Below are 12,869 nucleotides of genomic sequence, written 5' to 3' on the forward strand. Positions count from 1 at the left end.
CAAATCTACATTGTTAATTGTTAATTGCTTATTGATCATTGTTTATTGATCATTGTTTCAGAAATCCTTGCAAGATCTTAATATACAAATCTATTCCTTCTTCTATTTCTGCTACATAAATAAATTCGTCAGCAGAGTGACTACGGGTGCTATCGCCAGGTCCTAATTTTAGGGACTGACAATATAATGCTGCCTGATCCGACAGGGTAGGCGAACCATAGCTGCTTCTGCCCAAAGCCAAGCCCGATTTTACCAAGGGGTGGTCCTTATTAATGGAAGAAGAGTTTAAACGCAAGGAACGGGGCTTTACCTCACAGGGAGCTTCGGCAGTAAGTATGTCCGCTATTTCCTTGTTGGAGTAACAGTCGTTTACCCGTACATCTATCACCAAGTCCACATTTCCTGGCACAACATTGTGCTGATTACCGGCACTTATCTGTGTTACCGTAAGCTTTACTTCGCCCAATACTTCCGATACCTTGGGGAACTTATAGTCCTTAAACCACTGCAATACCTCTATGGTATTGTAAATGGCATTATTATCGTTCGGGTGGGCAGCATGGGATGGTGTTCCGCTCACCTTGCCTTCAAAAACCACCAAACCTTTTTCAGCAATGGCTAAATTCATCAAGGTAGGTTCCCCTACTATGGCTACATCTATTTTTGGAAGTATCAACAACATACTGTTGAGTCCGTTAGGGCCGGAACTTTCCTCTTCCGCAGAGGCCACGATCACTATATTATGGCTAAGGTTTTCCTGGGCATAAAAATGGGTAAAGGTAGCGATCAGGGATACCAGGCAGCCCCCGGCATCATTACTTCCCAGACCGAATAATTTGCCATCCTCAATATGTGGCAGAAAAGGATCCTTGGTATAGGCCGAATTGGGCTTTACCGTATCGTGGTGGGAGTTGAGCAGCAGCAAAGGCTTGCTCTCGTCATAGAATTTGTTAAAGGCATATACATTGTTCTTCTCCCTTTTAAAAGGGATATCAAAGTGGTTAAACCATGCTTCAATGGCATCTGCCGTCTTATCTTCTTCGGAGGAAAACGACTGAATTGAAATCAGTTCCTGTAACAATGCAATAGCCTTTTCCGTAAGTTTTTGTTGATCCATGTTTATAAGGTAATGGTGGTAAATAAAGTAGCTTTAGGGTTTAACATATCCAAATCCCCAATACAGACCTTGCCCACATTTTTATTTAGCGCATGGAAGCAGTTTTCCAATTTTGGAAGCATGCCATCCGCTATAATTTTCTGTTTCAATAATTCTTGATAGTTGCCCGGTTCCAGGTGTTTTACCACAGAGGTCTCGTCCGTAATATCCATCAGCACCCCTTTCTTTTCAAAGCAGTAGTAGAGGGTGGTGTCATAGTTTGCGCTCATGCCAATGGCCACTTCCGAGGCAATGGTATCAGCATTGGTATTCAGCAATTGCCCTTCCTTGTTATGGGTAATGGCACAAAATACAGGCACAAAGTCGGCCTGCAACAATTTGTCTATAGCCCCTGCATTTACTTCCTCCACATCCCCGGCAAAACCGTAGTCTATTTCCCGTACTGGTCTTTTTACGGCGCGGATGGTATTGCCATCGGCCCCGCTAAGTCCTATGGCGTTGGTACCCCTGGCCTGCAATTGGGCCACAATATTTTTGTTGGCCAAGCCGCCGTAGACCATGGTGATTACTTTTAGCCCCTCTTCATCGGTAATACGTCTCCCGCCTACCAATTTGGATTCTATCCCCAATTTTTCAGCGATTTGGGTGGCCAGTTTTCCGCCCCCGTGCACCAAAATTTTAGGTCCTTCCATGGCTGAAAAGGAATCTAGGAATTTGTTGAGTTCGGTTTCGTTCTCAATAACGTTCCCGCCAATTTTTATTATAGATAATTTTTGTTTCATCTCTTTTTTTACTTTCTGCTTGGGACGCTTGATCGTTTTGTCCTTAGTTTAGGGTTTCAATCCCTTCCGTCCTCTCCTCCTATCGTCGGAGAAGCCACCTTCCCTTGCTAAGGGAAGGAGCCTGTTAGTATTTCAAAATATTTTATTACTCAAATTAATCAGCTCACACTTCGTAAAGTCTCCTGACTTGGCACTCCATAAAACCAAACTCTACAAGGTCTCGACTCCGCCTGCCTACCGTCAGGCAGGTTTGAAATCCCTTACTTTTAATCTAATCAAGAGTTATCTCATTACTCCTTAATCCTGGCTTTCAGAACCCTCCGGCTTCGCTTGTGGCGAAGCCACCTCCCTTCGTCTGAAGGGAGGAGCCGTGTTAACATTTTAAAATCATATTTTTTACTCTAACCAAACAGCTCCCCTCTTGGAACGAAGAGGGGAATGAATTTTCTGCTTTTTGGCAGAAAAGAAAGGGGAGTTTGAAATCCCCCACTTCTGATTTTATCTCGACACCTCTTTATTCATAAATACTGACTATCAGAACCCCTCCGTCTTCTCCTCCTATGGTCGGAGAAGCCACCTTCCCTTTACTTCACTTCGACACAGCTCAGCACAGGGCCAAGGGGAGGAGCCTGTTAGTATTTCAAATTATATTTATTACTCAAATTAATCAGTTCCCCTCTTGGAACGAAAACCCGAATTACCTCCTTATTCCTTATTCCAAGTCTTCAAAACCCTCCATCTGAAAGGAGGAGCTTTTATTAGGCTTTAAAATTATCTTTTATTTCACTTAATACCGATTCTAAATGATCAAATACCATTTTGTTTTCAAATCTTATCACTTTGTAACCCATTTTATTGAAATAGGCAGTTCTTTTTTCATCATAGTCCATGGCCTGGGGATTGTTGTGGATTTCTCCATCCAACTCCACAATTAAACGCTCTGCCGCACAATAGAAATCCACCACATATTTTGAAATACTATGCTGCCTAGTAAATCTTCTGCCCTCTAGTTTACGCGAACTTAATTACTTCCAAAGAAAGGCCTCGGCCGGAGTAAGTTTTGAACGTAGCTCACTCCTGAATCCCGCAAGTTCTTTTTTCGTATGTAGCTTATCCTTTGTCATTGCATTTTTACAGCTCGCCAAACTTTCGTCCTTATTCCAAAATCCGCGCTTTCAAAACCCTCCGGCTTCGCTTGTGGTGAATCCACCTCCCTTCGCACTTCGACTCCGCTCAGCACAGGTCTGAAGGGAGGAGCCCCTTATTTTCGTCATTCACTGTTCACTGCCACTGTATACTGACTACTGCTCACTGTTTACTGTTTACTGCCAACTGACTACTGTTCACTGCCAACTGTGCCTAAGCACCCAGACTCTCCAGCAACTTCTTTAACACAATTTGTGCGGAAAAGGTCCTATTGTTGGCCTGTTGTATGACCAAGGAATTGGGCCCGTCAAGAACCTCATCGGCTACCACTACATTACGTCTTACGGGCAGACAGTGCATAAACTTGGCCTTTCCCAATTTTTTATTGGTCATGGTCCAATTTTTATCCTGGTTCACCACCTTGCCATAATCCTGGTAGCTGCTCCAATTTTTAACATAGACAAAATCGGCATCTTCCAAAGCCTTGTCCTGATCGTATTCTATTTTGGCCCCCTTGGTTACCTCAGGGTTTAAATCGTATCCTTTGGGGTGGGTAATCGCAAAATCGGCATCCTGCAAATGCATCATCTCCACAAAGGAATTGGCCACCGCATGCGGCAATGCCTTTGGGTGCGGTGCCCATGATAAAACCACTTTTGGCCTTTTCTTTGTATTGTTTTCCGCCAAGGTAATGGCATCTGCCAAAGCCTGTAAAGGATGGCCCACCGAACTTTCCATATTCACCACCGGTATGCCCGCATATTTCTTAAAACCGTTCATCACCACTTCGGCCTCGTCTTTTTCCTTGTCGGTCAAAGAGGCAAAGGCCCTAATAGCTACTATATCGCAATATTGCGCCACTACCTGGGCCGCTTCCTTAATGTGTTCGGAGGTGCCCTGATCCATGATAGTACCATCGCCATATTCCAACGCCCATCCTTCACTTCCAAAGTTCATTACTATAACTTCCATCCCCAAGTTCATGGCCGCTTTTTGCGTACTTAAACGGGTTCTTAGGCTGTTGTTAAAGAATAACAAACATATGGTCTTGGCCTCTCCCAAGGCTTTAAATTGAAGCGGATTCGCCTTTAATGATCTAGCTTCTTCTACCCATTGTGGTAGGGAATCGATATCTTTTAAGGATAAATAGTGTTGCATTTTTTTATTTTATGGTTGTAAAAGCGGTTTTGTTTTCTAGGGCATCAATAATAAAATTGTCCTGTAGGCCATTTACGATCCAGGTCTCTACATTGGCCTGTCTGGCTATATTGGCCGCCTCGATCTTGGATTCCATTCCCCCGGTACCATGGGAGGATTTGGAGCTGCTGACCTCCTTTTGCAGATCGTCCAAGTTGCTCACCAACCTAATGGTTTCGGGCTTCTTATTAATAAACGACTCCTTGGTGTAAATGCCATCGGTATTGGTAGCAATGATCAAAAGATCTACCTTCATCAAGGCTGCAGTCAATGCCGCCAATTTATCATTGTCTCCAAACTTGATCTCATCGGTCGCTACCGTATCGTTCTCATTAATGATGGGGATAAAATTATTGGCTACCAGTACGTTGATGGTATTGCAGATATTTTCTTTGGAAACTTCCCTTTCAAAGTCGGAATAGGACAAAAGGCATTGGGAGGTAAACAATCCCAACTCCCTGAAGTTCTCCTGAAAAATCCGCATTAAATGAGGTTGTCCAATGGATGCCAAGGCCTGTTTAACAGTAATCTCCTGCCCATTGTGTTCCAATTTCACGAATTGCTTGGCTGCGGCAATGGCCCCGGAACTTACAATGATGAATTCGTAACTGTCCTTAAGTTTTGCGATCTGCCTACCAATATCCTCAATTTTTCCCCTGGAGATATGGTCCGTTTCCTTGGTGAGGGTATTGGATCCTATTTTTAATAATATTCTTTTCTTCTGCATGCTCTTTTTTTTAGACCTATTGTTCAGGTCTGGCTACTACCTTATTTGTCCATCGCCCTTTACATACCATTTGTTGGTCACCAAATGCTGTAGGCCAATGGGCCCCCTTTGGTGCAATTTATCGGTGCTGATGGCCAATTCTCCGCCCAGTCCAAATTGTCCCCCATCCGTAAAACGGGTAGAAACATTATGATATACTGCCGCGGAATCTACGGAATTCATAAAAAGATCGGCCTCTGGCCCTTCTTCCGTAACAATAACGGCGGAATGCCCCCCACCATAGGTATTTATTTTCTCAATGGCTTCTTCGGTACTGCCCACTTCCCCAATGAGGATCTTATAATCCAAAAATTCTTCAAACCAGCTTTCCTCTCCAGTAATTTCGGAAGTACCCTCTGTTTTGGCCAGGCTGCTATCTACCAGTATTTCTACTTTCTTCGCCTTTAATTCAGCTATCAAATCTTTTATAAAAGCTTCCTTGTTGGGCAATTCACTATCTACCAACACCTTATCCAAGGCATTACAGGCCGAGATCTTTGTGGTTTTGGCGTTGAGGATGATGGACATTGCCTTTTTTAGGTCCGCCTTTGGATGAACGTAAAGAAAGTTATTTCCCCTACCACTGACAATCACGGGGCAGGTAGCATGTTTTTTGGTAAAAGCGATCAGCTTTTCCCCTCCACGAGGTACAATCAGGTCCAGCTTTTGGCTAGGTTTTTCCAAAAATGCCTGGGTCTGCTCCCTGTTGAATTCCAAATAAGTGACCCATTCCTTGGAAATACCGTGTTGCTCCAAGGATTTATGCCAAAAATTCACCAACACCAGATTGCTCTGTAGTGATTCCTTGCCACCCTTCAACAGAATCTTATTGCCCGATTTAAAGGCAATGGCTGCAGCTTCTATGGTAACGTCGGGCCTGGATTCATAAATGATCAGGACCGTACCAAAAGGGGCCGTTTTATTACTTACCTGCATCCCATTTTCATGGGTAAAATTAAATCGCTCCAAGCCCAAGGGATCCTCTTGTACTGCCAATTGTTGCAAGGATAGGATCATGCCGTCAATTTTGGCATCATCCACTTTGAGTCGGTCGTACATGGCCAAATCATCTCCCTTATAGGCCTCCAGGTCATTTTTATTGACCTCGAGAATGGTATTTCGTTCCCCATCTATAAGCTGTGCCATAGTACTGAGCACCGCATTACGTTGGGATATGTCTAAATACAAACTCATGCCAATTCCCTTTTTAGGGCATCAAAAAAATGATCCAAATTTTCCTTGGTAATATTCAATGCCGGCAACACCCTCAATACATGTTTGTCACTGGCACCGCCGGTGAACATATGTTGGTTATGAATGAGTTTTTTTCTCAGTTCTGCCACTTCAAAATCAAATTCCAATCCCAGCATCAGTCCCATTCCCTTTACTCTTTTTACTTGTGGGATAGCAGCTGCCTTTTCCTTGAAGTATTCAAAGAGATGGGCAGCATTTTCTATTAAATTTTCCTTTTCAATGACTTCCAATACGGCCAATCCTGCGGCACATGCCAAGTGATTGCCCCCAAAGGTGGTTCCCAACATGCCGTAGGAAGCCTTGATGCTTTCATGGATCAGGACCCCACCAATAGGAAATCCGTTGCCCATTCCCTTGGCTACGGTAACAATATCCGGTTTGATGCCGTAATGTTGGAAGGCAAAAAATTTACCACTTCTGCCATAACCACATTGCACCTCGTCCGCAATCAGCAAAGCCCCGTTTTCCTTAGAAAGTGAAGCTATATTTTGATAAAACTCCTGGGACGGCTGATCCAGACCTCCAACCCCTTGAATGGTCTCTATAATTACACAACATACATCCCCTTTGGAAATTTCGTTTTTAAAAGCGGCCAAATCCTCGAAAGGAAGTATGGTTACCTTTTGTTGCTTGTTGATGGGTGCATTTATTTTTTCGTTGTCCGTGGCGGCCACGGCAGCAGAAGTTCTCCCATGGAATCCGTGTTTAAAGGCAATTACACGTGATTTTCCTGTTTGGAACGATGCCAATTTTAAGGCATTTTCGTTGGCCTCTGCCCCAGAATTACAAAGAAACAGATTGTAATCCTCACAGCCAGAAAGTTTTCCCAGTTTATTTGCCAAGGCCTCCTGAACAGGATTCTGGACGGCATTGCTATAAAAACCGATCTTATCCAACTGCTCCTTTAATCTTTGTACATAATGCGGATGGGAATGCCCTATGGAAATTACGGCATGTCCACCGTAAAAATCCAAATACTCCTGGCCTTTTTCATCGGTAACTACGATTCCCTTGGCCGAAACGGGAGTAACGTTATATAATGGGTATACATCAAATAATTCCATCTTCTATATTGTATTATGAACCTCCCTTGTATAAAAACCTTGCAGGTCCAAGGTAGAGGTTATCCTTTTTTTATTTCGTTTATCTTGTCAAATGAGGCTACTATTCCCCTGATCAGTGAGGAGCTTAACCCTTGGTGTTCCATTTCGTTCAATCCGGAAATGGTACATCCCCTTGGAGTAGTTACCTTATCTATTTCATTTTCCGGGTGACTGTCAGATTCTATCAACAAACTAGCAGCCCCATTACAGGTATGCATGGCCAATTCCTGTGCTTCCTTGGCATCGAATCCCAATTGAATGGCCCCTTGAGTGGTAGCCCGTATCAATCGCATCCAAAACGCAATTCCACTGGCACAAATCACGGTAGCGGCCTGCATCTGGTCTTCCGGAATTTGCATGGAATGCCCCATACGGTTAAAAATGGCCTTGGCCAGGTCTATCCGCTTGGCACCTTTCTCATTACTACAGATACAGGTCATGGATTTGCCTACGGAAATAGCCGTATTGGGCATGGCACGGATAATATAGTGATCCGGCCCAATGACTTCTTCCATTATGGCAATACTAAAACCGGTAATGGTAGAAATTATAACATGCTTGTCTGTAAGGATGTCCTTTACCTCCCCCAAAATCTTTACAAATTGCCCGGGTTGTACCGCAAAAATAAGGATGTCCGATTTGGCCACCGCTTCCCTATTATCCGTAGTGGTGCTAACAATTCCATATTTTTCAATTTCCTTAAGCCCACTAAGATTTCTCTTGGTAAGGACCATGGAAGTGGCCCCATTAGTGCTCAAAATGCCCTTGGCGATGGAAAGACCTAAATTACCTGCTCCAATAATGGCTATTTTCATTCCTTATTCGTTATTTGCTTCATTCCCTAAACCTAGGGAATTCAATGATTGGTTAATTTATATTTTGGTCGGTTTTAATAATGTTCATAACCCTAATTGGACCACCACACTAAAATACGCCTGCTTTTAATTGCAGCCCTTCCGTTTCCTTAAAGCCGAACGCCAAGTTCATATTCTGTACAGCCTGCCCTGAAGCCCCTTTCAACAAATTGTCTATGGCCGAGGTAATCAGCAGGGTATTATTGTGCTTGTGCAAATGAATATGGCATTGATTGGTATTCACCACCTGTTTTAGGTTGATGTCTTCCTCCGTCACCTGGGTGAAGGCGGCATCCTTGTAAAATTCGCTATACAATTCATAGGCCTCTTCCAAACTCCCATCAAAATCGGTATAGGCCGTAGCCAAAATCCCCCTGGTAAAATTCCCCCTGTTCGGCAGGAAGAAAATTTCCCCGGTATTTTCCTGAAGACTGTGGAGACTTTCATTTATTTCCCCTAAGTGCTGATGCGTGAATGGCTTGTACCAGGATACGTTATTGTTCCTCCAGCTAAAATGTGAGGTAGCCGAAAGGCTTACCCCCGCCCCTGTACTACCGGTTACGGCATTGACATGTACTGGCCTGTCCAATTTATGGGCCTTTGCCAAGGGTAAAAGCGCCAATTGGATTGCAGTGGCAAAACAACCAGGGTTGGCAATATATTTTGCCTTTTTAATTTCTTCCTTTTTCAGTTCGGGCAAGCCGTAAATAAAAGTTTTTCCGTCTAGAACGGCATCGACCTCCAACCTAAAATCATTACTTAAATCTATGATTTTGGTGTCTTTGGAGAACTCGTTTTCCTTTAGAAAACTGGTGGAGTTCCCATGCCCAAGACATAGAAATACCACATCCACATCCTTATTGATCTCCCCTGTAAATACAAGATCGGTTACCCCCAACAAATCCGGGTGGGCCGTGGTAATCTTTTTACCCGCCCTAGTGGTACTAAAAACAAAATCTATAGTTGCATTGGGATGGTTAAGTAGAATTCTGATGAGTTCCCCACCAGTATACCCTGAACCACCTATAATTCCTGCCTTAATCATTATTCTGATTTACGTGATTGTATATTTTTCCGGAATTGGAAAGTATTTTTATAAAGCCTTTGGCATCATCCGCAGACCATCCTTTGTTCATCTCACCATAGCTGCCAAAGGAGGCGTTCATAAGATCGTGCGGAGAGGATATCCCGTCCAGTTCAAAACGATATGGGTGCAGGCTAACAAAGACATCACCGCTTACGTTCTTCTGGGTATCGGTCAAAAATGCTTCGATATTTCGCATAACCTCATCCAAATAATTCCCTTCGTGCAACAACATGCCGTAGAAATTGCCCTGCATTTCCTTTTGGTACTGTTGCCATTTGGTTAAGGTGTGTTTTTCCAACAAATGATGGGCTTTGATAATGATCAGGGAAGCAGGTGCTTCAAACCCTACCCTACCTTTAATGCCAATAATGGTATCCCCAACGTGGATATCCCTACCAATGGCGTATTTGGAAGCGATGGCCTCCAATTTTACGATGTTGTTCACAGGGGTATCGTTATCGCCATCCAACGCAATTAATTCCCCCTTATGGAAAGTAAGCTTTACTTGAGTGGGCTCTGTTTCTTGCAATTGGCTTGGATAGGCAGTATCCGGTAAAGACTTGTGGGAGGTAAGCGTTTCCTCGCCTCCAACGGAAGTACCCCATAAACCTTTATTGATGGAGTATTTTGCCTTTTCCCAAGGGTAATCTACCCCATTCTGCTTTAAATATTCAATTTCTACCTCCCTGGCCAATTTATTATCGCGTATTGGGGTAATAATTTCGATCTCCGGCGCAATGATCTGGAAGATCATATCAAACCTAACCTGATCGTTCCCTGCTCCTGTACTACCGTGGGCAATATATTTGGCACCAACTTTTTTGGCGTAATTAACAATTTCAATGGCCTGAACAATTCGCTCCGCACTTACCGATAAAGGATAGGTATTGTTCTTTAATACATTTCCAAAAATCAAGTACTTTACTACTTTTTCATAAAAAGTGTTTACAGCATCTATGGAAGTGTAGGAAGTGGCCCCCAATTCCAAGGCCTTTTTATGAATGCTATCTATTTCTTCCTTTGAAAACCCCCCAGTATTTACACTTACGGCATGTACTTCAAAACCTTGATCCTTTGACAAATACTTGGCACAATAGGAAGTATCCAAGCCACCGCTATACGCTAAAACTAATTTCTTCATGCTAAACTATTATTATTTATATTTTCACAGCAGTACTTTACAACTACTTTGTTTTCTTATTTAGGAACAGACTTTCCTTTATACTTTTTAATCTTTGAAAGGCTTTGGAATTCAATTTTTCCTTGGGCTCCTTCTGAGCCTCCTTGGCTTTGGTTTCCGGATCGTACAGCATTCCGGTACAAAGACACATTTTCTGTTCTGTCCTGGTAAGGATATCGAAATTCTTACAGGTCTGACAACCTTTCCAAAACTCCGGATCGGTAGTAAGTTCCGAAAAAGTGACCGGCTTATAGCCCAGTTCATAGTTCATCTTCATCACTGCCAAGCCCGTAGTGATCCCAAAAATTTTGGCATTGGGAAATTTACTTCTGGAAAGTTCGAAAATCTCTTTCTTTATTTTCTTGGCCAAACCTTGATTCCTGTAATCAGGATGCACTATAAGACCCGAATTTGCTACAAATTTTTCATGTCCCCATACCTCAATATAACAGAAACCGGCAAACTTATCGCCGTCCAGGGCAATAATGGCATTGCCATTATGCAGTCTTTTTTGAATATATTCAGGAGTACGCTTGGCTATCCCTGTACCGCGCACTTTGGCCGACTCTGCAATGGTTTCGCAGATGACCTCGGCATATTTAAAATGGGAATCATTAGCAATAACAATCTTCATTGAATGTTGCTTTTAAAATTAAAATTATAATTTATTTTTTTTGAGAGGGAAATGGACTCACCTATTTCCATAAAAGAAGCGCACCCTTACGGGCGACGACGTGTAGGCGTAAATGAATAAGCAAGGTTGGACACCTTGTTTACGTTAAGTATGTAATATGAGTTATTCATTATACCATCAAAAGTACAAATAAAAATGAATTATTGGGATTGATGTGTCAATTTTTACTAAAAAGTATCTTTTTGTTATGTAATCTAACAATTTCATAAAACATAAAACCATATACTGCAATATATTCAACAGATAACAACCAATAATTCTCCTTAAACCCTGCATTGGAATAGGCCCAGTAACTTAATATCACAGTCAAGGACCAGACCAAGGGAAATCTAAACTCGGTAAACAGGCTTAAGACCACCAAGAAAATAATATACCAGGGGTGCACGGTAGCGGACAGAAAATAATAAATAGTCAGCACCCACAACATTGAAGTCAATAGGCTTGAAATCTTTTTATTGTCCCTAAAAAACGTAAACAAGGCCACAGAGGCAATGACGACTATAGGTGTAATTTTCCCATAATCCTTGATGAGTTCCCACGGCTTGGCATCAAAACTTACAGCCACCTTTTTTATGGCATTGTATAGACCGGCATTGAATTCAAAATTGGAGAACCATAGCCCTACAGTCTCCATATAATTGTCGGCAAAATCAGGGGAATAGAACGGAAGCACCAAAAGTGCGGTTGTTATACCCACAACAGCATAGAAGAGCATGCTTTTCTTAAACCCAAAATATTTTAGAAACAAGGGCAGAAATAGTAAAGGCACCAATTTTATAGAGATCGATAGCGCATAAACAATAGCCGCCAACAGCCATTTTTTACTGCATAAAAGATACATGGACCATATGAAAAAGAACAACATTACCCCTTCAAAATGCAGATTCCCGGTAAGTTCCAAAACAACCAATGGGTTTAGGAAATACCAAAAGATGAGATGGGTAGATTTATTGAGCTTCTGCAATAATTTGCGACCGAAATACAGAATTCCCAAATCGGAAATAATTATAACGGTCCTCATGACCAATACACTTCCTACCACGCTCTTTCCTGACAGCCAGGTGGACATGGCAAAAATAAACTGGTTCAATGGAGGATAATTACTGTAATTTGATGCGCTGAGGCTTCCCATGCCACTTACCAATTCTGCAGCATTGTGCATAAGTTGGCCATTCTGAATTATCAAGTCCTTGGGAAGATGAAGATAAGGACTCAACCCATTGTTTATCAACTGCCCATCCCATATAAATCTATAAAAATCCTGGGAAAGATTGGGTTCGGCAAAAAGTAGCATTAATCGGAAGATCGTTCCGGAAATTGTCAAAAATTTGAAGTTCCATTTTTCAAACTGAATCAGTTTATAGCACAAAAAGAACAAGGCCAAATATAAACTCAGCAGCTTCACAAAATCGGTCCGATCCAAATGATGACCAAAGGAAATATAAAAGAGGATACTAAGCAGCACCATTAAAATTGGAATCCTGTGAAGTTTCCAATAAGAAATGGCCCTTTGGATCATAGAAGTCTGGTAGTTTTTGGTCACTTTAATAATTCAGCAATCTCCCAAATTTAAATGAAATTATCAAATAACAGCGCTTTCAATTTTGATTTTAGCAATGAAACCCTTGTTTTTCTGAAATTCACGAATGTAAGTAGCCGAGATAGCGGCTCCAATAACCGCGTTGGAGT

General features: G+C 42.3%; 11 protein-coding genes and 1 pseudogene. All 12 read right to left on the reverse strand.

The window, feature by feature from the left end; all coding sequences use genetic code 11:
• Positions 1-49: 49 nt before the first annotated feature.
• Positions 50-1,117 (reverse strand): M20 family metallo-hydrolase, encoded by a 1,068-nt coding sequence (locus U735_RS0120060; RefSeq protein WP_031445523.1) that lies wholly within the window; start codon positions 1,115-1,117, stop codon positions 50-52.
• Positions 1,118-1,119: 2 nt separating this feature from the next.
• Positions 1,120-1,899, reverse strand: coding sequence for an acetylglutamate kinase (gene argB, locus U735_RS0120065; RefSeq protein ID WP_031445524.1), 780 nt, complete (start codon positions 1,897-1,899; stop codon positions 1,120-1,122).
• A gap of 758 nt (positions 1,900-2,657) precedes the next feature.
• A pseudogene (locus tag U735_RS24725) lies at positions 2,658-2,909 on the reverse strand (endonuclease domain-containing protein); the annotation flags it as partial.
• 349 nt (positions 2,910-3,258) lie between these two features.
• The gene (locus tag U735_RS0120075) at positions 3,259-4,203 is read right to left on the reverse strand and encodes a Rossmann-fold NAD(P)-binding domain-containing protein (RefSeq protein ID WP_031445525.1); all 945 of its coding nucleotides are present in this window, start codon (positions 4,201-4,203) and stop codon (positions 3,259-3,261) included.
• A gap of 4 nt (positions 4,204-4,207) precedes the next feature.
• Positions 4,208-4,969: a glutamate 5-kinase gene (gene proB, locus U735_RS0120080; protein WP_031445526.1), complete on the reverse strand. Its 762-nt coding sequence runs from the start codon at positions 4,967-4,969 to the stop codon at positions 4,208-4,210.
• A 36-nt stretch (positions 4,970-5,005) separates the two neighbouring features.
• On the reverse strand, positions 5,006-6,202 hold the full coding sequence (locus U735_RS0120085; protein WP_031445527.1) for a glutamate-5-semialdehyde dehydrogenase: 1,197 nt from the start codon (positions 6,200-6,202) through the stop codon (positions 5,006-5,008).
• Positions 6,199-7,326 (reverse strand): aspartate aminotransferase family protein, encoded by a 1,128-nt coding sequence (locus tag U735_RS0120090; RefSeq protein ID WP_031445528.1) that lies wholly within the window; start codon positions 7,324-7,326, stop codon positions 6,199-6,201. Before U735_RS0120090 ends, U735_RS0120085 begins: the two co-directional genes overlap by 4 nt.
• Before the next feature lie 59 nt (positions 7,327-7,385).
• The gene (proC, locus tag U735_RS0120095; RefSeq protein WP_031445529.1) at positions 7,386-8,180 is read right to left on the reverse strand and encodes a pyrroline-5-carboxylate reductase; all 795 of its coding nucleotides are present in this window, start codon (positions 8,178-8,180) and stop codon (positions 7,386-7,388) included.
• 109 nt (positions 8,181-8,289) lie between these two features.
• On the reverse strand, positions 8,290-9,264 hold the full coding sequence (argC, locus tag U735_RS0120100) for an N-acetyl-gamma-glutamyl-phosphate reductase (RefSeq protein ID WP_031445530.1): 975 nt from the start codon (positions 9,262-9,264) through the stop codon (positions 8,290-8,292).
• Positions 9,257-10,447, reverse strand: coding sequence for an argininosuccinate synthase (gene argG, locus U735_RS0120105; protein ID WP_031445531.1), 1,191 nt, complete (start codon positions 10,445-10,447; stop codon positions 9,257-9,259). Before argG ends, argC begins: the two co-directional genes overlap by 8 nt.
• A gap of 43 nt (positions 10,448-10,490) precedes the next feature.
• Positions 10,491-11,120 carry a GNAT family N-acetyltransferase gene (locus U735_RS0120110; protein WP_031445532.1) on the reverse strand — a complete coding sequence of 210 codons (630 nt, stop codon included), beginning with the start codon at positions 11,118-11,120 and terminating at the stop codon, positions 10,491-10,493.
• Positions 11,121-11,337: 217 nt separating this feature from the next.
• Positions 11,338-12,723: a polyprenol phosphomannose-dependent alpha 1,6 mannosyltransferase MptB gene (gene mptB / locus U735_RS0120115; RefSeq protein WP_316933030.1), complete on the reverse strand. Its 1,386-nt coding sequence runs from the start codon at positions 12,721-12,723 to the stop codon at positions 11,338-11,340.
• Between the last annotated feature and the right edge of the window lie 146 nt (positions 12,724-12,869).

Source organism: Arenibacter algicola, from assembly GCF_000733925.1.
Taxonomy (GTDB): domain Bacteria; phylum Bacteroidota; class Bacteroidia; order Flavobacteriales; family Flavobacteriaceae; genus Arenibacter; species Arenibacter algicola.

What these genes read in the sequence shown, in the direction of transcription:
- U735_RS0120075 (WP_031445525.1), bottom strand. Translation starts at nt 4,203, where the DNA reads ATGCAACACTATTTATCCTTAAAAGATATCGATTCCCTACCACAATGG.
- argG (WP_031445531.1), bottom strand. Translation starts at nt 10,447, where the DNA reads ATGAAGAAATTAGTTTTAGCGTATAGCGGTGGCTTGGATACTTCCTAT.
- U735_RS0120090 (WP_031445528.1), bottom strand. Translation starts at nt 7,326, where the DNA reads ATGGAATTATTTGATGTATACCCATTATATAACGTTACTCCCGTTTCG.
- argC (WP_031445530.1), bottom strand. Translation starts at nt 9,264, where the DNA reads ATGATTAAGGCAGGAATTATAGGTGGTTCAGGGTATACTGGTGGGGAA.
- U735_RS0120085 (WP_031445527.1), bottom strand. Translation starts at nt 6,202, where the DNA reads ATGAGTTTGTATTTAGACATATCCCAACGTAATGCGGTGCTCAGTACT.
- proC (WP_031445529.1), bottom strand. Translation starts at nt 8,180, where the DNA reads ATGAAAATAGCCATTATTGGAGCAGGTAATTTAGGTCTTTCCATCGCC.
- proB (WP_031445526.1), bottom strand. Translation starts at nt 4,969, where the DNA reads ATGCAGAAGAAAAGAATATTATTAAAAATAGGATCCAATACCCTCACC.
- argB (WP_031445524.1), bottom strand. Translation starts at nt 1,899, where the DNA reads ATGAAACAAAAATTATCTATAATAAAAATTGGCGGGAACGTTATTGAG.
- U735_RS0120110 (WP_031445532.1), bottom strand. Translation starts at nt 11,120, where the DNA reads ATGAAGATTGTTATTGCTAATGATTCCCATTTTAAATATGCCGAGGTC.
- U735_RS0120060 (WP_031445523.1), bottom strand. Translation starts at nt 1,117, where the DNA reads ATGGATCAACAAAAACTTACGGAAAAGGCTATTGCATTGTTACAGGAA.